Source organism: Bifidobacterium hapali (assembly GCF_002259755.1).
GTDB classification, from domain to species: domain Bacteria; phylum Actinomycetota; class Actinomycetes; order Actinomycetales; family Bifidobacteriaceae; genus Bifidobacterium; species Bifidobacterium hapali.
Map to the genome: position 1 here is coordinate 168,898 of NZ_MWWY01000005.1, position 19,541 is coordinate 188,438.

20 protein-coding genes are annotated in these 19,541 nt (G+C 52.9%); 6 read left to right on the forward strand and 14 right to left on the reverse strand.

Annotated features, from left to right (window positions below):
• Window positions 1–210 precede the first annotated feature (210 nt).
• The 3 genes from BHAP_RS01315 to BHAP_RS01325 all read right to left on the reverse strand — a co-directional run bounded on the left by BHAP_RS01315 (window position 211) and on the right by BHAP_RS01325 (window position 4,669).
• Window positions 211–1,857 carry a peptide ABC transporter substrate-binding protein gene (locus BHAP_RS01315; protein ID WP_094728861.1) on the reverse strand — a complete coding sequence of 549 codons (1,647 nt, stop codon included), beginning with the start codon at window positions 1,855–1,857 and terminating at the stop codon, window positions 211–213.
• 229 nt (window positions 1,858–2,086) lie between these two features.
• Window positions 2,087–3,085: a lipid II:glycine glycyltransferase FemX gene (locus BHAP_RS01320; protein ID WP_094728863.1), complete on the reverse strand. Its 999-nt coding sequence runs from the start codon at window positions 3,083–3,085 to the stop codon at window positions 2,087–2,089.
• 15 nt (window positions 3,086–3,100) lie between these two features.
• Entirely contained in the window at window positions 3,101–4,669 is a 1,569-nt protein-coding gene (locus BHAP_RS01325; protein WP_094728865.1) for a UDP-N-acetylmuramoyl-L-alanyl-D-glutamate--2,6-diaminopimelate ligase, read from the reverse strand.
• Between the two features lie 231 nt (window positions 4,670–4,900).
• Between BHAP_RS01325 and BHAP_RS01330 the strand changes: the two genes are divergently transcribed.
• Window positions 4,901–5,575, forward strand: a complete 675-nt coding sequence (locus BHAP_RS01330) for a sigma-70 family RNA polymerase sigma factor (protein ID WP_094729016.1) — start codon at window positions 4,901–4,903, stop codon at window positions 5,573–5,575.
• Window positions 5,572–6,012, forward strand: a complete 441-nt coding sequence (locus BHAP_RS11400; RefSeq protein ID WP_143248699.1) for a hypothetical protein — start codon at window positions 5,572–5,574, stop codon at window positions 6,010–6,012. The genes BHAP_RS01330 and BHAP_RS11400 overlap by 4 nt, the downstream gene beginning before the upstream one ends.
• 94 nt (window positions 6,013–6,106) lie before the next feature.
• Here the strand turns inward: BHAP_RS11400 and BHAP_RS12070 are convergent, their stop codons facing one another.
• Both BHAP_RS12070 and BHAP_RS01340 read right to left on the reverse strand, forming a co-directional pair.
• Window positions 6,107–6,181, reverse strand: coding sequence for a 50S ribosomal protein bL37 (locus tag BHAP_RS12070; RefSeq protein WP_370696044.1), 75 nt, complete (start codon window positions 6,179–6,181; stop codon window positions 6,107–6,109).
• 129 nt (window positions 6,182–6,310) lie between these two features.
• Complete coding sequence (locus tag BHAP_RS01340; RefSeq protein WP_094728867.1) at window positions 6,311–7,261, reverse strand: aldose 1-epimerase family protein; 951 nt, start codon at window positions 7,259–7,261, stop codon at window positions 6,311–6,313.
• Window positions 7,262–7,594: 333 nt separating this feature from the next.
• Between BHAP_RS01340 and BHAP_RS01345 the strand changes: the two genes are divergently transcribed.
• Entirely contained in the window at window positions 7,595–8,596 is a 1,002-nt protein-coding gene (locus BHAP_RS01345) for a 4-hydroxy-3-methylbut-2-enyl diphosphate reductase (protein ID WP_094729018.1), read from the forward strand.
• A gap of 203 nt (window positions 8,597–8,799) precedes the next feature.
• Here BHAP_RS01345 and ybaK read toward each other — a convergent pair whose 3' ends face one another.
• The 3 genes from ybaK to BHAP_RS01360 all read right to left on the reverse strand — a co-directional run bounded on the left by ybaK (window position 8,800) and on the right by BHAP_RS01360 (window position 11,426).
• The gene (gene ybaK, locus BHAP_RS01350; protein WP_094728868.1) at window positions 8,800–9,309 is read right to left on the reverse strand and encodes a Cys-tRNA(Pro) deacylase; all 510 of its coding nucleotides are present in this window, start codon (window positions 9,307–9,309) and stop codon (window positions 8,800–8,802) included.
• 120 nt (window positions 9,310–9,429) lie between these two features.
• Complete coding sequence (gene gap, locus BHAP_RS01355) at window positions 9,430–10,488, reverse strand: type I glyceraldehyde-3-phosphate dehydrogenase (protein WP_094728870.1); 1,059 nt, start codon at window positions 10,486–10,488, stop codon at window positions 9,430–9,432.
• 212 nt (window positions 10,489–10,700) lie between these two features.
• Window positions 10,701–11,426 carry a thiamine diphosphokinase gene (locus BHAP_RS01360; RefSeq protein WP_094729020.1) on the reverse strand — a complete coding sequence of 242 codons (726 nt, stop codon included), beginning with the start codon at window positions 11,424–11,426 and terminating at the stop codon, window positions 10,701–10,703.
• Window positions 11,427–11,554: 128 nt separating this feature from the next.
• Between BHAP_RS01360 and BHAP_RS01365 the strand changes: the two genes are divergently transcribed.
• Window positions 11,555–12,349, forward strand: a complete 795-nt coding sequence (locus BHAP_RS01365) for a methyltransferase domain-containing protein (protein ID WP_094728872.1) — start codon at window positions 11,555–11,557, stop codon at window positions 12,347–12,349.
• A 36-nt stretch (window positions 12,350–12,385) separates the two neighbouring features.
• Here BHAP_RS01365 and BHAP_RS01370 read toward each other — a convergent pair whose 3' ends face one another.
• The 6 genes from BHAP_RS01370 to BHAP_RS01395 all read right to left on the reverse strand — a co-directional run bounded on the left by BHAP_RS01370 (window position 12,386) and on the right by BHAP_RS01395 (window position 17,483).
• Window positions 12,386–13,702 carry a MalY/PatB family protein gene (locus BHAP_RS01370; RefSeq protein ID WP_244569214.1) on the reverse strand — a complete coding sequence of 439 codons (1,317 nt, stop codon included), beginning with the start codon at window positions 13,700–13,702 and terminating at the stop codon, window positions 12,386–12,388.
• Window positions 13,699–14,589 carry a DUF3737 family protein gene (locus BHAP_RS01375; protein WP_094729024.1) on the reverse strand — a complete coding sequence of 297 codons (891 nt, stop codon included), beginning with the start codon at window positions 14,587–14,589 and terminating at the stop codon, window positions 13,699–13,701. Before BHAP_RS01375 ends, BHAP_RS01370 begins: the two co-directional genes overlap by 4 nt.
• 235 nt (window positions 14,590–14,824) lie before the next feature.
• Window positions 14,825–15,571, reverse strand: coding sequence for a Fic/DOC family protein (locus tag BHAP_RS01380; protein ID WP_094728874.1), 747 nt, complete (start codon window positions 15,569–15,571; stop codon window positions 14,825–14,827).
• Window positions 15,568–15,747: an antitoxin VbhA family protein gene (locus BHAP_RS01385; protein WP_094728876.1), complete on the reverse strand. Its 180-nt coding sequence runs from the start codon at window positions 15,745–15,747 to the stop codon at window positions 15,568–15,570. Before BHAP_RS01385 ends, BHAP_RS01380 begins: the two co-directional genes overlap by 4 nt.
• Window positions 15,748–15,876: 129 nt before the next feature.
• Window positions 15,877–16,668: an ABC transporter permease gene (locus tag BHAP_RS01390; protein ID WP_094728878.1), complete on the reverse strand. Its 792-nt coding sequence runs from the start codon at window positions 16,666–16,668 to the stop codon at window positions 15,877–15,879.
• Window positions 16,665–17,483, reverse strand: coding sequence for an ABC transporter ATP-binding protein (locus BHAP_RS01395; RefSeq protein WP_420807698.1), 819 nt, complete (start codon window positions 17,481–17,483; stop codon window positions 16,665–16,667). The genes BHAP_RS01390 and BHAP_RS01395 overlap by 4 nt, the downstream gene beginning before the upstream one ends.
• A 127-nt stretch (window positions 17,484–17,610) precedes the next feature.
• On the opposite strand from BHAP_RS01395, the gene BHAP_RS01400 reads away from it, so the two are divergent.
• Together BHAP_RS01400 and BHAP_RS01405 are read left to right on the forward strand one after the other, a co-directional pair.
• On the forward strand, window positions 17,611–18,414 hold the full coding sequence (locus tag BHAP_RS01400) for a response regulator transcription factor (protein ID WP_094728880.1): 804 nt from the start codon (window positions 17,611–17,613) through the stop codon (window positions 18,412–18,414).
• Window positions 18,415–18,422: 8 nt separating this feature from the next.
• Window positions 18,423–19,466, forward strand: a complete 1,044-nt coding sequence (locus tag BHAP_RS01405; protein ID WP_158216398.1) for a sensor histidine kinase — start codon at window positions 18,423–18,425, stop codon at window positions 19,464–19,466.
• The last annotated feature ends 75 nt before the right edge of the window (window positions 19,467–19,541 follow it).

Sequence of the window (19,541 nt, forward strand, 5' to 3'; positions counted from 1 at the left end):
TCGCGGGTCGCTAAGCGCGCCCGCTCACTTCGCCTACGGACAGTCCACTGGACTGTCCGCTTCACGGCTCAGCAGCAGCGCACCATGAGTATTGCTGACGCGCTATACAACCATGCGTGCCGATGGTGTAACCGCCGTAGTGAGCCAGCGCTTAAACGCAACCCAGTAAAGAAAGGCTCCCCTTGTCAGGGGAGCCAAGACCGGTATGAATTACTTTGTCATATCGCGGTAGATTGGGCTGTTCTGCCAGTTGAACTCGAAGTTCTTCAAGTTCTTATTCGCCACGCCGTTCGCGTTCGTGTAATACAGCGGCACGCTCGGCAGATCATTGAGCAGAATCTCCTCAGCAGCCTGATAATCTTTAATCGCTGCGTCCGTCGACGACTCCTGATTACCCTTCGCGAGCAGAGCATCAAACTCAGGATTCTTGTAATCACCCGTGTTTGCGCCGTTACCATCAGCTGCGGAAGTCGCATACAGTGACGTCAGATAATTCTCAATCGACGGATAATCTGGCGACCAACCCATACGGTGCGGCTTGTGTAGCGTACGACCATCGGTTACTTCACTCAGTTCAGCGCCGGTGGCAAAAATCTGCGTAGCCGCATCAATACCGAGCGTGTTCTTGATCGAGTTAATCACTGCATCCCACATGCTCTTCATGCCGCCATCAGTGTTGTACGCAATCTCAAACGTGCCATCCCACGGTGAAATCTTATTAGCCTCAGCCCACAGCTCCTTCGCCTTATCAGGGTTGTACGAGAGGTTCTCAACACCCTTGAGTGACTCAGAATGGCCGTTAATAGCCGGAGCTGTGAAATCAGTAGCAGGCGTGCACAGTCCAGACATAATTTTGTCGCAGATCTGCTCACGGTTGATCGCCATCGAAATAGCCTGACGACGCAACTGGCCTTCCTTACCCGGGCCAAAATGCGGATAATCTTGCGTGATCACAAACAGTGAGATCGATGAACCAGCTTTGTTATACACTTGCACATTCTTGGCGGTCTTCAAGTTCCCAGCTACCGTTGCAGGTACGGAATCCATGACGTCAAGGTTGCCAGAAAGCACATCAGCATATGCTGATTGTGGGCTCGTGTACAGGATAAAGTTCACGCCAGCATTCTTCGCGGGGAAGTTACCCTTGTAATCAGGATTCTTCACCACGTCGATTTCCTTGTTATGCTCCCACTTAACAAACTTATATGCGCCGTTACCGATCGGCTTCTCAGCAAATCCCTTCGGGTCTTTAAAGAATGCTTCCGGCAGTGGAGCAAAACCAGTGTAGCCAACCTTGATCGGGAAATTCGAGTCCGGGGTCGACAGATCAACAGTGAATGTATTGTCATCTACGACTTTAAGACCATCAAGTTGCGCGTCTGAGGCAACGCCTTTAGCCTGCAGCTTGTCATAGCCTTTGATATTCGAGAAGAAGTTTGCGTTGATCTGTGCGTTTGTTGCGTTTGCGGCGTAGCTCCACGCTTTAGTGAACGATTCTGAGGTTACTGGCGTACCATCAGTGAACTTCCACCCATCCTTCAGCGTGATCGTGAACTGGGTGGCATTATCGTTAGATTTGATTTCCTTGGCAACCTCGTTGACTGGCTTGCCACTGGCATCGAAGGCGACCAGTTGCGAGAAGATCAAATCAAGCACCTTACCGCCGGTCGTAGCATTCGTGTTGCCGGGTAACAGTGCCGTGGCTGGCTCGGAGTTCATAGCGGTAATCGTGCCGCCATCGGCCGATCCACCGGTCTTGGACGCGTTATTCGATTGTGCACCGCAACCGGCTAACGCGAGCATCATTGCAGTTGCTGCGGCGATCGCCGACAGCACCTTGGAAGGATTGATATGCATGGTTCTCCTTTCCTCTGACTCCATGCCGATGATTTAGGCATAGTGTCTTAACAATTCCTGTATGTTACGGGAATATGTCCGAGGGAAGAACGCATTGTTCACTCTGTAATACGGCGCAATAGCGGAGTGGCGGAAATGTCTCACTGAGCGTCGCTCAGTGAGACATTTCCGCCACTCACAGGAACCGTGAACGCAGTAGCCGAACTCTGACGCGGGATACTATCAAGACCTACTTGCGCAATGAACGACGCACATGCTGTACCGCAGACAGGGTGCTGTAGAACACCTTATGCAACGGCACATCGCGTCCAGGGGCGACCGGTGTTACTTCCTCGGTGAATTTGGTCTTAAACTCATTAAGACCTTTCAACGATGGCGCAAAATCAGAACCGATGCCCATCAGATCGTATGCGGTAATACCTTGTGCACCGAGCATGCAGCACTCCTGATACAAGAGCTTGTCAGTCACATGCAGTCGCATCACCTCAGAGCGCATGCCAGCATAGTAACGCACCGCATGCGTACCGTTGACTGTCACAATTGACCATGCGACGACATGCCCATCGATTCGCGCTGCAAACACGCGACAGTGATTCTCACCGAGTGCGCCGATCATGTCCGCATAGTCGCCAATCGGTGCCGGAGTAAACCCATCACGGGCACCAGTCTCAACCATCACATCGTAATATTGCGAGAAATCAGCGAGCGCTTGCGTTGTCTCATCCGCGCACTCAGCGGGGCATTCGCGCAGTGCCTTACGCACGTCGCGACGTCCGCGACGCTTCATGCGCGCAAGAATCGCATCGTCGCCACCGGTTACGTCAATCACCACAGTTTGATCGTAGGGAACTGTCGACAGCACTGGTACCGTGCCGTCAGCAAACCATAAATCAATGCGCAGGAACACGACGTTATGGTCGCGTTCGCGCACTGCTTTCGCCAGTGCGTCCATGACTTCGCGTTCTTCTGCCTGACTTGGTTTGGTAATCCATGTTGGCCCATGTAATGAGCGTAGATAGTGATAGCCGTGCGTTTCAAAATCGATGAACGAAATGAACGCGATCGTCTCGCTGTCGCGGCGGATGAGATATGCGCCCCACGGTGTACGGCCTGGAATATCGGCTTGGTAGCGTGCCCAAATATCGGTTTGTTCGATAGGCAGTGTGATGCCAGCGTCGCTAGCGGCCTGTTCCAGCTCGGTTGTAGTAACGGATTCAAGCGTAATCAATGAAAAACTCCCTGCTCAGTTGCCGTTAGAAAGGTTGAACATGCGTTCGACAATATGGTCGTCGCCTTCGAATGGCACGTGCTTGTTGTGATCCTTGATCCAGCGTTCGTTGCCCTTGCCAATAATGAGGAGGACATTGAAACGATCGGCATGGGCGCGTGCGTCGTAGACTGCGTTCATAATCGCGGTTGGACGGTCGGAAATTACCGTGGAGGTCATGTTCGGCACAGTAATGTAAGACTGCATTTCCATGCAGATATCGATGAACGGTTCAGTGTCGGTGTCTTCGGCGGTGAAAATGAAGTTGTGGATACGCTTTTCAGCGGCCTTCACAATCTCCTTGCGTCGATCGTATGCTTTGTTGCCGGCTGAACCGGTGATCAGTGTGATACGCGGGTTGTGTGCGCCGTATCGTTCATATACAAAGTCAAGCAGTGCGGTGACGGACGCGTAATTATGCGCGTAGTCAACGATTGCGATGGTGTTCGATTGGGGGTCGCGGAACTGTTCCATGCGGCCAGCGATACGAACTGATTCCATTGCGTGTAGCGCGTTCGTTGCATCGGTCGGTACTCCGGCAGCATGGGCGATGCTGACGGCTGCAGCAGCGTTGAGATAATTGAAATCACCGTCGATGGACAGGTGATATTCGCCCAGATCAATCCCGTCAATTGCGATATGGTACGCGCTGTGCGCATCGTCGGATGGCCATGCGATGGTATTTGCCGCAGTGCCGCTATCTTTACCCTCGTTATGCAACGCGAACGAAGTCGCAGTGACATGGTGCACGGCTGTGTCCTGCTGAACGAGATCGACGTGAGCCATGTCTGCGCCATACACAAGTTGTTTTGTATTCGCAATAATCTGTCGCTTGCAGTACAGGTAATCCTCGAACGTTGGATGCTCGATCGGACTGATGTGATCGGGGGAGATGTTGAGGAATCCGGCTACGTCAAACGTCAATCCATACACGCGGTCGACTTTGTATGCTTGCGAAGAGACTTCCATCACGAGATAACGCATACCATTATCAACCGCGGTACGCATCATACGAAATGCGTCAAGACTTTCCGGCGTAGTCAGGTCAGACTCAACATACGTATGACCGTCGAGACAGTTATCAACCGACGAAAACAGTGCGCATTTTCCGTCTGAATACGCGTTCAGTACGGCTTGCGTAAAGTAGGCAGTCGTGGTCTTACCTTTGGTACCAGTGATGCCGATTACGGTGAGGTTATCCTGCGGGCGGCCGAAAAACTCAGCAGACAGTAAACTCATCGCTTTACGCACGTCGTTGACGATCAAACCAGGAGCTTTCGTTGCAGACGAAAAGTCAGTTTCAGCAACGTATGCAGCAAGTCCGTGCGTATCAATGCCGTCAAGATACTCAGCTTTAAACCTGCCCTTGCAGCACAGTAGCGAGCCAGTATTCACCGTACGCGTGTCGTATGTAATATCAGCGAACGGTTTGTCAGCGTCGTCTACTTGACTCGCATCGAGCGTCCACAAGTCACCGGCGATAATCTCGCGCAACAGATGATGCTCGTCGAGCAGTCGTGCGGCTGATTGCAGCGTCAAAGACATATATTCTCCCTTGGTTCTGTTCAACCGAATATTCTACCGTGCGGCATGTGCACGTTCGGTGTCGGCCGATTCACACTATTGAACGTCTCGCCGAACAAGCGTGTCTTATGAGTCGACGTGGTCGTCTCGCTACAATGGTGAGTCGTGACGAACGAGCGGAACGAAGCGCGGAACGACGCGCGTGACGGCGAGGATGTGCGCGTGCCGGATCAGTTGACGCCGGCGCAGCGGATGGCGCACAAACGTGAGCAGTTTGAACGGCTTGCTATGCCAGCTGTGGATGCGTTGTATCGGCAGGCGATGAAACTGACGAATAATGCTGAAGATGCGCAAGATCTCGTACAAGACACGTTCGAGCGTGGGTTTAAAGCATTCGATTCATTCCAAGAAGGGTCGAATTTTGAAGCATGGATGACTACGATCGAACGCAACGCTTACTTCAATCAGTATGCAAAAGCGAAACGTCGCCCGCAGCGCGCCAATGATTCAACCGGTGAATACGATGACTGGGATATTTACTCAGCATCCGAGCATTCGTCTGAAGGGCTGAAATCGGCAGAAGATGAGTATCTCGACACGTTCGCACCAGCAGAGATTATGGCTGCTTTGAATCGGTTGTCGCCTGAGCGACGGCAAGTATTTATCGACACCGTAATTGACGGTAAAACATATCAGCAGGTGGCCGACGAGCAAGGCGTTAAAATCGGCACGGTAATGAGCCGACTCAACCGAGCGCGCACGCAACTCAAACGAGATCTCGCCTCATATGCGCGAGAGCGTGGATATGGCAAGAGCAAAACCGGTTATGGGTCCAATGACAAGCAAAATTCACTATCCGCGAATCGCAATGAATCCGGCGATAATGGAGACAGTGCGAGAAGCAGTGAAGGAAAGGAGCGGTCATGACCAGTTCGATTGAACGACATAGTCACCTTGTTGTGACTCGTCAGACCGAGGATGGTGCAATCGTGCACACTGACGTGCATGTGACCTCATCCATAACCACTACTATGTCTGCTGCTGTTCTACCGGTACATCCTGATCCAGCGCTTCAACCCGGGGTGCAGCCGGATGCGCTTGCTGGCGCGGCGTTACGAGCAGTGAGCGATGGTAACGAGGGTGTTCGTGGTAACGAAGACGCTGACGATAGTGCAGCAGATGTAACTGGCACATGTTTTGACCTAGACACATGCTGCGATGCACGCGAGCGCGCACTCATCATGGCGATGCGTGCGTATCTTCGCCCGGATGTAGCTCCAGCATGTCTGATGAAACGATTGCGAGCAACGCTGGATCATTGCTGCTGTGACCCCGACTTCTCTGATGCTGACGCGGACAAGTAAGTGAATGTAATGCTACATAGCGAGAACCCCGTTATCTCTATGTTGAGATAACGGGGTTCTCTAGCGTTATTCACGCAGCCTGAATCAGGCTAGATCAGGCGTTCGGGCGCTTGCCGTGATTGGCAGCCTTCTTACGACGATCCCTGCGCTTACGTCCGCGCATACCCATGATGGACTCCTTTGCTTGCAAGATTAATAAGCCTACGGGATTATCGCACATCCCGCAGACGTTTGCAACTTGCGGTGACCTATATGCTGCAACCTACGATCAATGTGAGCTGGTCAGAATCGTTGGCTCTCAGAGTTGCTCGGCTTTGATGAACAGCTTGGTTGTGCTTGTTTCACCGGGCTTGATCACGATCAGCTCGTTGCCAGTGTTGAACGCATTCGCATAAGCGGTCTGCGGTTCAACTGCCGTGCCGGCCGGATGCTGGAATGCGGGGAAACCGGTACCAGTGCACACTTGGAACGACGTAATCGTCTCATCGCCGCCGACCTTGATTTGCAAACCGTCCGGACGGGTGAACGTAGCGGTTGCAGTGCCGTCTGCATCATGATGCACGTCGGTCCATGCATCGTCGAACGGCTGACCGGTCAGCAACGGATTATCGCGCAGATCGTACTTTGTGCCATCCACAGGCTCAGTGCCGGTCGGAATCAGATTCTCATCCACGGTTACATGCGTGTCAGCAGGAACAGTGAGATGGCACTGCGCGTTGTGACCATCAATTTCGTCACCATAACCGTTGAAGCCGTTATCAAGCCACGGGTGAATAGCCAGTGCCCACGGAGCATTCGTGTCTCCATTGTTGTAGGCGCTTACGGTCACGTGCATGCCATCGGCGTCCAGCTCATGCTTGGCGGTTACGATAAGATCAAACGGGTAACCGAGCATATGCGGCACGCGCCACGATTGAGTGACGGAAGTCTCAGTCAACTCTTCGAGCGTCCAATATGAGCGATAGCCGTAGCCGTGAATAGCAGTGTTGCGATCATGCTCGTCAATCGGCAGCGTGTAGGTTTTGCCTTCAAACGTGTACGTGCCGGCCTCGATACGATTCGGGAACGGGATGAGCAGTTGACCGTGGCAGCAGGTGACCGGATCGTCGGGGCCAAGTGGAACGATGACGTTCTTACCTTGGTAGGTGATCTTGCGCATCGTCGCGCCAAGTTCAGTGATTACGGCCGCGTAATCGCCGTAATGAATTGAGTATTGCTGGCCGGTGCGTGGCGGGAAATGCTTTGTCATAAGTATCACTCCATAGTGAATTGAATAGTTGAGTGTTCGTTATGTTCAGTAACGGTATGTTACCGCTAACACAACAGTCTACCGCGTCAGTTGCGCTCTGCGTGGGTATGTCGTGTCTGATTACAGCTTTTTGTGTGTGTCGCGGGGCCTATGCGCGCATACTTACAGCTTTTTGTGCTCACTTACGGCCTGTTTGAAGTGGGAAAACGACCGTAATGTGTGGCTAAGGCAGCGAGTGTGCGTTGGCATTGTGGAGTGTGACCTCAGGTGCGTCCATTATCGGCAGGGAAACGGTAAGGTATGGACGGGTGATACGAGATGAAAGGCGGACTGATGACGACGGCAAAGCGAATCGTGTTGGCTGACCCGCGAGGCTTCTGCGCTGGTGTGGACCGGGCGATCCTGACAGTGCAGACGATTCTGAAAGCTGCGAAAACCACGCGCGACGATGGTTTGCCGCCGGTGTATGTGCGCCGTCAGATCGTACACAATCGGCATGTTGTCGAGGACTTGTCTGAGCAGGGTGCTGTGTTTGTGCAGGAACTCGCTGAAATCCCGGATGCTGCGGCTGAGGCTGGTATTCCGATCGTATTTTCTGCGCATGGCGTGTCGCCATCGGTGAAGGCTGAAGCGGCTGCGCGCGGTATGCATGTTGTGGACGCTACTTGCCCGCTAGTGAGCAAGGTTCACCGTGAAGTACTTCGTTTTGTGCGTGAAGGATATGAGATCGTCTACATCGGGCACCGTGGACACGATGAAGCAGTTGGTGTGGTGGGGGAGAGCCCCGAGCATGTGCATTTGATTGAGCATGCTGATGATGTGGAGTCGCTTGATTTTACGTCGCAGACAAAGCTTGTGTTGCTCAGTCAGACGACGTTGAGTATTGATGAGACGGCTGGCACGATCGCTGCGCTTAAAGCTCGTTTTCCGTGGATTCAAGAGCCGCCGAGCTCAGATATTTGTTATGCGACCTCGAACCGGCAAGCTGCTGTCAAGTTGATTGCTGAACAGTCTGATTGTGTGGTGATTGTTGGGTCCGCAAATTCCTCAAATTCGGTGCGACTAATGGAAGTTGCACAGGATGCGCTGGGTGGACGCGGTGATGCGCATCGCGTTGATGATGCGGAGGAGATGGACTCGACGTGGTTTGACGGGGTGACGGCGGTTGGTGTCTCGTCGGGTGCGTCTGTGCCTGACGAGCTTGTTGCCGGGGTGATCGAACGACTGCGTGATTTAGGATTTACTGATGTATCGACAGTAGAGACGATTAAGGAGAATATGCATTTTGTGCTGCCGTCTGAGCTTCGCAGCCGGCAGCCTTCGCGGGCGCAGTAGGCGCCCGCTCACTTCGCCTATGAAAAGCACACTGTGCTTTTCATTACGGCTCAGTCGTCTGAAATCCGCCGGCAGCCTTCGCAAGCGCGGTAGCGCTTGCTCACTTCGCCTATGAAAAGCACACTGTGCTTTTATTACGGCTCAGTCGTCTGAGCTTCGCAGCCGGCAGCCTTCGCGGGCGTAGTAGGCGTCGGCTTGGCGTACTACCACGTGCCGATGGGAGCGGCAACGGCATTGAGTACCTTAAGAAGGTCAGCTGGTGCAATGCCGATCGAGAAACCGCGCTTGCCACCAGAGAGTAGGATGCGATCATACTGCATTGCTGACTCGTCGAGTACGGTTTTGTGATGTACTTTCTGCCCGAGCGGAGAAATACCACCAACCACATAACCGGATTCACGCATAGCAACCTTTGGATCAGCCATCGCAGCCTTCTTTGCACCGACTGCCGCCGCCAAGGCTTTCAAATCCATATGTCCGCTCACCGGCACCACACCTACTACGCGTTCAGTACCAGTGTCAGCCATAAGTGTCTTAAACACTTGATGTTCGTCAAACCCGAGTTTAGTAGCTGCTTCTACGCCATAACCGTCATCCATATGGTCGTTGGAATGCTCATATTCGTACGTTTCAAACGGCACACCAGCCTGCTCAAGCTGCACCGTCGCCGGCGTCGAGCCTTTACCCTTGTCGTGCTTTGCTTTCTTACTCATAACGCCCCATCATAATAAGTCGCTATACAAAAAGTCTCCTTCCGCATTCAATGCGAAAGGAGACTTTTTGTTACTCACTGACGACTCGTCATGAATCTAGGCGGGCGAACCCGCGTGGATTCACTCGGAGATCTCGGCGAAGTACTCCAGCGTGCGAACCATGTTGGAGGTGAAGCCGTACTCGTTGTCGTAGAAGGACACGGTACGAGCCATCGTGATGCCGTCAACAGTGTTCACATCGGTCTGGGTCGGATCGAACACGCCACCGTGGGTGTCGCCGAGGATATCAGACGAAGTGATGCCATCCTCGTTGTAGCCGTAGTACGGGGTGTCAGAGAAGGCTTCCTTGAACGCCTCGTTGATCTCCTCAACGGTGGCTGGCTTCTCGAGCACGGAGGTCAGCTCGGTGATGGAGCCATCCGGGACCTGAACGCGCTGAGCGTGGCCCTGCAGCTTGCCGTTGACTTCCGGCACAACTTTGCCGATAGCCTTAGCAGCACCAGTGGTGTGAGGAATGGTGTTCAGGGTAGCAGCACGCAGAGCGCGGCCATCCTTCTTGCCACGCGGGCCATCGAGCAGCATCTCGGTGCCGGTGAACGCGTGAACGGTGGTCATGAAGCCAACCTTGATGCCGAACTTGTCGTTCAGCAGCTTGACCATAGCGGCCAGCGAGTTGGTGGTGCAGGAACCAGCGGAGACGATGTTGTCTTCCGGCTTGAGGATGGTGTGGTTCACACCGAACACAACGGTCGGAGTGGTGTCATCCTTGGCCGGAGCGGAGATCAGAACCTTCTTGGCGCCAGCGTTCAGGTGAGCCTGAGACTTGGCAGCGGAGGTGTAGAAGCCAGTGCACTCGAGCACGAACTCGACACCGTCGTTCTTAACCCACGGGATGTTGTTTGCATCCGGCTCAGCGTACACCGGGTACTCCTTGCCGTCCACAACGATGGCGGAGTCGGTGGCCTTGACGTCAACCGGGGTGCCGTCAGCGTGCTTGAAGGTGCCGTGAGTGGAGTCGTACTTCAGCAGGTAGGCGAGAGCGGACGGGGAAGTCAGATCGTTGATGGCGGTGACCTCGATGTCGGCAACTTCGCCACCCTTCTGCTGCAGATCGAAGATGCGGCGGAAAGCAAGACGACCGATACGACCGAAGCCGTTGATACCAATCTTAACTGTCATGTAATTCTCCCTTGTAGGGTGACCTCGCGCATGCCATTGCTTATGCCGTGGCACACACGCGGCCATTGTTTACCAACATGACCCACTGTAATGCGCCGTCTGTACTATTGGCAACGATATCCGGGCGTGTTTTTCGCTTATCGAGCAAACTTTACGTGAACGCTCACATCGTTGATTAGCTGTACGTTGACGTCAGTGCTGCGCACGTTCGTTTATTGAACAAGTAGAGACGACACATGCGTGTCAAGAGCGCCGAGATCGCCATGCAATGAACGGTATCGCGTTACTGTTGGCATTGGTACTTCGGCTGGGAAGGTGACGATAAGCGTGCCATCATGCACGTTGATTTCTGCAGGTGTATCAGGGCGAAACTCGTTACTTAATCCCAGCACAGTGTCATCGGTCAGGGTTCCGTCAAGCAACTCGTATTTCAATCCGGGTTCGTTGACTCCTTGCGCAGTACCGGAATGTGCGAATACAGAGACCATCCGTCCTGGCTTCGCATCGTGTGCAGCAAACGACAGTGCGCCGTCGCAGATTGCCGTGACGATAGTACCGTCGCCGTATAGAAAACCAATGCCACCGTGATGCGCAAGCAGCGTCATGAGTTGGATGCCGGAAATCGTGTGGTCAATACGACCGCCCAACGCACCATAAATATGAAATTCGCGACAACCGCGCGTCCAACCAACCTTGAGTGCTGAGAGCATATCGGGATCATCTTTTTCACTGGGCAGTGTGATCGTATGCGCTGTATCGGCAGGACGCGCTCCGTGCAATGAATCAAAATCGCCGATAACGATATCGGCATGAATACCGAATGCGCGGCTGTGGTCAAGTCCGCCGTCTGCGGCAATTACTAGCGCGCCATCTGGTACGACTGGCGGTTGTGCATAGTATTCACCGGCACCGAAAATCACACAGGTCTGGTTTGTCATGATGTTCACTGTACGCTTGCAGGTGCGCAAAACTGCGACATGATTACAAACTCACTTGTCTCATTAGTGTGTTCGATATATGGACGTGCGGTGCGATTACTGTTGCAAGCGAGGCTAGCGTAGCCAGCATGGTGCAATGGGATTCCGTACAATATCTACGATTCAAACGCGAGCGCACGCAGCCAGCGCGCGATCTGGCGATGCAACTGGCGGCTGACGATGGGACAGTCACACGTGTGCTGGATATCGGTTGTGGACCGGGCAACAGTACTGCTGTACTACGTGAGCGTTACCCGCATGCGACAATCTTGGGTGTTGACAATTCTCCTGAGATGATTACGGCTGCGCGCGATGCGCATGCTGATATTGATTTTGCGTTATGCGACGTTTCTCGCGAGCTTGACACACTTCCTAACGATTTCGATATCGTATTTTCGAACGCCTGCATTCAATGGGTGCCTGATCATGCAAAACTCATTCCGGCTCTGCTCGGACGGCTTAAGCCCGGCGGTACACTTGCTGTGCAAACGCCGATGAACTATGAGGAGCCGATTCATCGTATTATCGCGCAAGTAGTACGTTCTCCACGTTTTGCTGATCGGTTGTCACAGCGGCGTGAATTTTTCAATCTCACGCCGCCTGAATACTGGGAATTACTCCACGAGCACACGCAGCAATTTCGTATGTGGAAGACGACATATATGCATACGTTGCCTTCGCACGAGGCGATTATGGATTGGTATCGTGGCACTGGTATGCGGCCTTACTTACAAGCGCTTGACGATGCTGATCGTGCGGCGTTTGAAGCTGAAGTATTTGCTCGGGTATGCGAAGCATATCCCACACAATCTGACGGTAGTATTATCTTCCCGTTCCCGCGTTTCTTCTTTACTGCTGTTGCTGGTTCTCACTCTCAAGAGTGAGCGTGACACATACTTCAAAGCGAGAACCGACAACCGTCACAGTGCAGATAGTCCGGTGAACAGTCGTTTGAGTCCTTCGTGCATTTGTGCGCGTGGACAAGCCACGTTGATACGTAGGAACGTGCGACCGTTACCGCCGAACTGAGCGCCGGGGGAGAAGAGCACCTTGTATTCGCGGCGTAGCCAGTCGCACAGTTCGTCAGTATTCGAAAAACGTGGATTGACTGACGTGCTGGATACTGCCGTATCGTCAAACACTGGTTGCTGCGTTGTATTATTGCTGTCGTCAGTCACGCGAACAAATGCTGAGCAGTCCAACCACAGCAGATATGTAGCTGGCCCTTCAACCAACGTAACGTGACGATCAGCCAGTGCGGTGGCATTATAGTCGTCAACCATGTGTGCTGCTTCGTGCTTGTTCTTCGCCAAATATTCGCGCAACGCATCCAGCCAGTCACCGCCGTGTGTAAACGCGGCAATCGCAGCGTCAATGGCAAACGCATTCGGTTCAGCTACTTCATCAGTGTTCAGTCCCCGCCACACTTTGTGCCGCAACACTGGGTCAGGAACCATCACGGCTGCCGTATGCAATCCTGCGATATTAAACGCTTTCGTCGGTGCAAGACATGTTGCGGAAATTCGTGCGCAATCCTCGTTCACTGATGCGAACGGCACATACTTATACCCTGGGTCAGTCAAATCGCAATGAATCTCGTCACTAATTACCGTAACGTGATAGCGAACACACAGTGCACCAATACGAGCTAACGTATCGCGATCCCAGATCATGCCGGTTGGATTATGCGGGTTGCATAGAATCATCAGCGTGGTTTGTGGATCAGTGAGCTTCGCTTCGAGATCAGACCAGTTGATCGTATAACGTCCGGCCGCATGATCATAAGCAAGCGGCGACTGTAGCGCGTTGCGGCCGTTATTCAGAATCGAATTGAAGAAAATGTTGTACACCGGGGTCATAATGACAACGTTTTCAGCTGGCGTCGTTAACTTGCGCACCATGCTCGAAATAGCAGGAATCACACCGGTCGTAAAAATCAAAGACGATGGGTCAATCGCAAGGCCATGCCGCGAACTCCACCAATCAACGTACGCGCGATTCCACGCATCCGGCACAATTGAATATCCAAACACACCATGCTCAAGACGTCGCTGCAACGCATCCCGTACCGCAGGAACAGTTGGAAACTCCATATCCGCCACCCACATGGGCAGTGCGTCACCAGCCTCTTCCCACTTCAACGACCATGTGCCGGAACGGTCGACCGGCGTATCAAAATCAAACGTGTCGTTGCCGTCCGCACTGCTCACGTTACTCGCGCTGTTCGCACTGCTCACTTCGCACGCTCCCCGGTAATAATTGTCGTCTTCGATGGATCCACGCGATCTGCTTCCAACGTAAGCGTACCGATCGCGTCAGCGCGAATCACACCAGCTGAAGGATTCACGATACTATCAATCATGCCGTGTACATCTACATCCACCGTCGAATATTCAAACGCGCGCGTCGTATTGATCAGACGACAGTTTTTCATCACCAGATTGTCGATATAACACAAACCTTGCAGACTCTCGATCGTACAATTCACGAACGTAAGATTACGCGAATTCCAACCGAGATATTCGCCAGAAATATACGAGTCTTCAACTGTCACATTCTGCGTATTCCAGAACGCATCCTTCGAGATAAGACGCGAATTGCGCACAATAATGTCATGCGCGCCGTCGAACGGATAGTTACCAATCAAACGAAACTGATTTGCGGTCACGTTCGCGCAATTCATGCCAAAATAGTCACCGCGCGCAACAACATTATCGAGTGTTACCTCTGTACAATCCCAGAACGTTTCTTCAGCGTTCGTCAAATCAACACTGTGCAAGGTGATAGCATTCGCTCGACGGAAATTCTTCGGTGCTTCAATTGTCGAGTCTTCCACCAGCATTTGATTCGTATACCATACGCCAGCGCGACCCATTTCAAACCACGTTGAATTACGTACCGTGACATCGTTGGCATACCACAGCGGATACTTCCACTGAAATGAGCAATTATCGAGCGTAATATTGCGCGCATGCTTAAGCGGCGACTCACCATCCGCAAAAATCGTGTCAACATAAGTCATGTCGTGCGCGAAAAACTCCGCACGTTCGCCTGTTAAACGTGCCTGTTGGATGATTCGGACATCCTGATGAGTTGGACGCGTTTCGTTGGATGAGACTGCCATGTCTGCCACGTCGTTTGCTATGTCTGATGCGCCTAGTGGATCTGTCGTATATTGTGTTGCGTTCGTTGCACGCTCTGTGGATTCGCTCACGGCTCTTCTTACTCCCTCATCCCTATGGTAGTGCCGCTATCTGATTGTGGTGTCTTCAAGTGCTCGAAGTCAACTTTCGCTCGCAGAGCGAACACAGTAGCAAGCCGCAGCCTGACCAACGATAGTTGCTATAGGCTGACGTAACTCAATTGGACATACGTCGATATATATCGCGGTGAAGCTCATCATCTATCTGAGCAGGTGAGAGGTATCGATATACATTGGGAAGAGTCGTGTATCCAGCGTCTTGAAGATGAGCCACGATATTCGTTGTTGTTTCTGACTCGTATTCTTCTGGTGTTTTGACAACACGTGAGAACATGGTGATTAACGCTGTTTCATCAGCAGTTTGGCGAGCTATCTGCGATGCATTATCGTTCTCTTGCTTGGAGATTTGACTCCAATCCAATCTCCACCCAGCATCATGAGCGATAAGATCCCAAAACAAACGCTGTGCACGTCCATTGCCCTCGCGGAACGGATGCAAGATATTAAAGTTGTCATAGTTAGCACTAAGACGATGAATGAACGTGGTGCGGTCCATATTTTGTAGCAAGTGGTCTTCTGCAAGGGTCCGCTCACAATATTGGACGCCCATGTCGAATACTGCGAGCGGTTGAAAGACTTGGCTGTTTCCTTTGGCGATATCTACAGTACGGATATGTCCAGCCCAATCGTAAATATCCTGAAACAACTGGTGATGAATCCACTGTAATTGTTCAAGCGTTCCCTGTGCTTTTGGCGGAGCTGATTGCAGCTCTAAGATTCTAATAGACACGAAGTCGTTTTCGGCTGCTTCAAGTTCCTTCGCAGTTGTAGCGCCTACCAGATTGCGCAGAATATGAGTTCCTGGGATGAGATACGTGTCGAACGCGTTAGGAAGCTCGATCATACCGTACTCAGTCCATAACGTACGCGAGTGCGATTCAACAATTCATGAATGCTGATTTTCTCCTCGATATAGTCACGCGCATCAGTCAAAAATGCTGTAGTGACATCGCCTCCTTCAAGATGCGCAGAATGAATAGCTTCAGCCACGCTGATCGCACGTGATTCGCGCTCTGTCATGTGCACCTCCTCCTTACTCATGTAGCATCATGATATCTACTATGATATGAAAGATCGGTTGCAGTGGGAAATGGAAAAGTCCACACAGAAGACGCTGTGTGAACTCGTATAATATGGCTGCATCTGCTGCTAGCGCTCGGCTGGCGGCTTGTATTGATCGTTAGCGGTGAAGCAGGTGCGGTAGACCATTGCCATGATGAGACTGTCGGCCACGAGCGTGAGTGCGGCAATCGCTGCGAATACGACGAACTGGTATTTGGCAGCTTCCAACGGGTCACCGCCGGCGATAACCTGACCTGCCATCATACCGGGGATCGTCACAATGCCGCAGGATGCGAGCGTTGCGGTCGTCGGTAGCAACCCGAGCCGAATTGACGAGACAATTGACGGGCGCGCTGCCTCCCACGCGGTTGCGCCAAGCGCGAGCATCGTATCAATTTCATCACGTCTTTCGTCCATACTCTCGTAAAATCGGCTCAAGCCAACGGCTAATGCAGAAACCGTATTACCGAGGAGCATGCCAGTCAACGGCACCACGAGCTGTGGCGCATACCACGGGTGCGGGCGTACCACCAGTTCGGTGACGAGTGAAATCATCAGCAGCATGGTGATCGTCAGACTGAGCAGCACTGGCCCGGCCAATCCTTTCGGGACTCCTTTGGCGCGGGACAACGTAATCTGTACGGCAGCAATCAGCATGACGGCGATAACCGTGAACACAAGGAATACATTGTTCGCGCGGATCACAAATCCAACGATGTAACCCATCACGCATAACTGTATGAGCGCGCGGCAAGCCGACCATAGCAGTGTCTTACCGATGTTGATACGCATCAACTCGCTGATACCGGCTGCAACCGCCACCATCGTGAGCGCAACAACAAGCCCCCAGATATCAATATCGTATGCATTGCCGCTCATGCTCGGTCACCGTCCTTCCATGTAAGCTGACCATCCGACAACGTTGCGATACGTGAAGCACGGCCATCTGGCGGACGGTGTCGAATACGTACAATAGCCATACCTTGCGCAGCCGCACTCTCCATAATCGTCGCAACCTTATCCGCGTTCTCATCATCCAAGCCAGCATCCACCTCATCAGCGAGTAGTACGCGCGGGTTCGTCAGCAACGTGCGCGCCAACGATACACGGGCCGCCTGTCCGCCAGACAAATCATGCGGCGGCCGAGTCAGATCAATATCTTCGCAACCCATCGCATCCAGCGTCGCTCGAATACGATCATCCGGCAACAGATCTCGAGCCATCGCCTCGTTACTGCGAAACAGACGCGACAAACGAAACAAACCACGCCGCCGCGCACCAGTTACAGACCGAGTTTCGTTGTTCCCAAACGACGACGAAGCAGCGTCGCCAGCGTCACCGTCGTCATCGCTACGTACGGTCAGCATGAACGGCAGTCGAATCGCATCCGCCACCGTGGCGCCCGGCAGAATCGGCTTTTGCGGCAAATATGCGACTTCGCGACGCCATTGTTGCGGCGTAAACCCATTCGCGTCCCGGCCGTCCAATATCAGCACACCATTCGCGTGCGGATTGAGCTGTGCAAACGCAGTCAGCAAACTACTTTTGCCCGAACCAGACGGGCCAACGAGATCAACGATCTCACCGGCGGCTATCGAAAATGACAACCCCGTAAAAATCGTGCGCTCGCCATCCGGCGACGGCACCGTGCACCGCACATCGCGAGCTTCAAACAGCATCGGATTATCTCTCATAATCGCGTACGTTACCGCCACCGATAGCTTCGACCAATTTCCTAGCGTTTCTTAGCGTTCTCTTAGTGCGAGCGCCATCTGATATAACAAAAGAACACTAGTGAGCCACGAATAAGGATGATCGGTGATGGATAGTATACGCACGCACAGCGGCGAGCAAAATGGCAACGCAGGGGAGCGGTCTGCACAAGTGACACAGACAGTAACAGCACAGCAGTCCAGTCTCTCAGCGCAAACACGCCAGCTGTCGTTCGACCCGTCCCGCCTACTTTTGCCGGCGATCCTACTCATTGAAGATGATACTAATCTTGGCTCGATGCTTACCGAAATGTTAGGCGCGGATTACCGAATAACGTGGGCGCGTTCGCTGAGTGAAGCTCGCCGCACATTATCAAACGGCGGATACGATGCGCTCATTGTTGATCGACGACTACCAGACGGCGACGGCCTATCCTTAATTCGTCAGCTGCGCGGCAGTGGCGTGACAACGCCGACGCTCGTATTGACTGCGCTCGCTGACGTTGACGATATTGTTGGAGGATTGGACGCGGGTGCGAACGATTATGTGACCAAGCCCTTCCATATTGCTGAACTTGAGGCACGTTTGCGGGCGCTGTTGCGAGGATTCGTGGCACAAACTACGAGCGTGATAATTGGCGATTGGCTGCTTAAACCGCAGTCCAATAGTATTGAAGATCCTGATGGGCACACGGTAACGCTTACGGAAGCCGAGACAAAACTACTGGCAACGCTTGCCGCAGCGCCTGATCATGTATTTACTCGCGACGAACTACTCGCGAGCGTGTTTTCTACCGGCAGTGATATCGGTGCGGTTGACGTGTACGTGTCGTATGTGCGGGGCAAAACTACGCGCACGATCATCGACACGGTGCGCGGACGTGGCTATCGTATCGGCAATCCACAGGAATGAGAGTAGTCATGAACCGTATTGTTCGTTTCTTGTCGCGTATTGCTGGCCGTCGTGCGACTCGTGGAGATGAAAGTCGCAGCGTTGCTGGACTGATTAGTTTGCGTATGACGATCGCAATGGCCGCAGTTACTGTGATTGGTGGCGTGCTGTTTGCAGCTGGAGTTCTGCTTGGATCGCGTCATGAGTTTACCGAGCGAGGTTTTGACCCGAACAGTATGTCGGTTACGCAACAGTTCGGTTCGGGAATGATGGTGATTGATACGCGTAAAGCGATTGCGTTTACTGTGTTGTTTGTGGTTGGCGTGGTAGTCGCAGTTGCGTTGATTGGGCGATACTATTCGCACAAAGAAGTTGCACCGTTGGAGCATGCGTTCGCGTTGCAGAAACATTTCGTCGCCGACGCAAGCCACGAGTTAAAAACACCGCTCGCGGTGATTTCCACGCGTATTGACTTAATTGATTTCCGCCGCGCGCACGGCCAGCCGATCGACAGTGCGATTGCTGACTTGCGAGGCGATGTTGACCGCATGAACGCAATTCTCACCGATTTACTGGTTGCGGCGCGAGGCGCGGTCAATACGGAGCCGGTTGCGCTCGCGACGACTCTTCACCAGTCAGTTGATGCGGTTGCCCTGCTTGCTGATGAACGTGGCGTGACGATTACGACTCGTATTGACGGTGATCCGAAGCATTTCATTGTTGCTGGTAACGCGGTTGGTTTATCTCGATGCGTGGTTGCTGTATTGGATAATGCGATCGCGCATGCGCCGGATAGTTCCAACGTGACGGTGTCGCTTGGCTACTTACATCACGGTGATGCTGCGGCCATTCGCGTGAGCGATCATGGCAGTGGCATCGGTGACAATCCAGAACGGCTGTTCCGCCGTTTCGCGCGCGACGACGATGGAACTGCACATCAAGGCTATGGACTTGGGCTGGCGCTCGCACGCGATGTGGCGAACCGATACGGTGGCACGCTTGACGTTGAATCAACATCATCATCGGGCACGACCATGCTTATCACGTTGCCATTGGTGGATGCTGCGCACTAAAAACGCAATTGCTGTTGCCTTAGCTTCGCCTAAGCGAGTGTTTCGTATCGTAGCGGTATGATCACTACTGAATCA

Coding starts and splice junctions, on each gene's coding strand:
- BHAP_RS01315 (WP_094728861.1), bottom strand. CDS start 1,857: ATGCATATCAATCCTTCCAAGGTGCTGTCGGCGATCGCCGCAGCAACT.
- BHAP_RS01325 (WP_094728865.1), bottom strand. CDS start 4,669: ATGTCTTTGACGCTGCAATCAGCCGCACGACTGCTCGACGAGCATCAT.
- BHAP_RS01330 (WP_094729016.1), top strand. CDS start 4,901: ATGGCGCACAAACGTGAGCAGTTTGAACGGCTTGCTATGCCAGCTGTG.
- BHAP_RS11400 (WP_143248699.1), top strand. CDS start 5,572: ATGACCAGTTCGATTGAACGACATAGTCACCTTGTTGTGACTCGTCAG.
- BHAP_RS01340 (WP_094728867.1), bottom strand. CDS start 7,261: ATGACAAAGCATTTCCCGCCACGCACCGGCCAGCAATACTCAATTCAT.
- BHAP_RS01345 (WP_094729018.1), top strand. CDS start 7,595: ATGACGACGGCAAAGCGAATCGTGTTGGCTGACCCGCGAGGCTTCTGC.
- ybaK (WP_094728868.1), bottom strand. CDS start 9,309: ATGAGTAAGAAAGCAAAGCACGACAAGGGTAAAGGCTCGACGCCGGCG.
- gap (WP_094728870.1), bottom strand. CDS start 10,488: ATGACAGTTAAGATTGGTATCAACGGCTTCGGTCGTATCGGTCGTCTT.
- BHAP_RS01360 (WP_094729020.1), bottom strand. CDS start 11,426: ATGACAAACCAGACCTGTGTGATTTTCGGTGCCGGTGAATACTATGCA.
- BHAP_RS01365 (WP_094728872.1), top strand. CDS start 11,555: ATGGTGCAATGGGATTCCGTACAATATCTACGATTCAAACGCGAGCGC.
- BHAP_RS01375 (WP_094729024.1), bottom strand. CDS start 14,589: ATGGCAGTCTCATCCAACGAAACGCGTCCAACTCATCAGGATGTCCGA.
- BHAP_RS01380 (WP_094728874.1), bottom strand. CDS start 15,571: ATGATCGAGCTTCCTAACGCGTTCGACACGTATCTCATCCCAGGAACT.
- BHAP_RS01385 (WP_094728876.1), bottom strand. CDS start 15,747: ATGACAGAGCGCGAATCACGTGCGATCAGCGTGGCTGAAGCTATTCAT.
- BHAP_RS01390 (WP_094728878.1), bottom strand. CDS start 16,668: ATGAGCGGCAATGCATACGATATTGATATCTGGGGGCTTGTTGTTGCG.
- BHAP_RS01395 (WP_420807698.1), bottom strand. CDS start 17,483: ATGAGAGATAATCCGATGCTGTTTGAAGCTCGCGATGTGCGGTGCACG.
- BHAP_RS01400 (WP_094728880.1), top strand. CDS start 17,611: ATGGATAGTATACGCACGCACAGCGGCGAGCAAAATGGCAACGCAGGG.
- BHAP_RS01405 (WP_158216398.1), top strand. CDS start 18,423: ATGAACCGTATTGTTCGTTTCTTGTCGCGTATTGCTGGCCGTCGTGCG.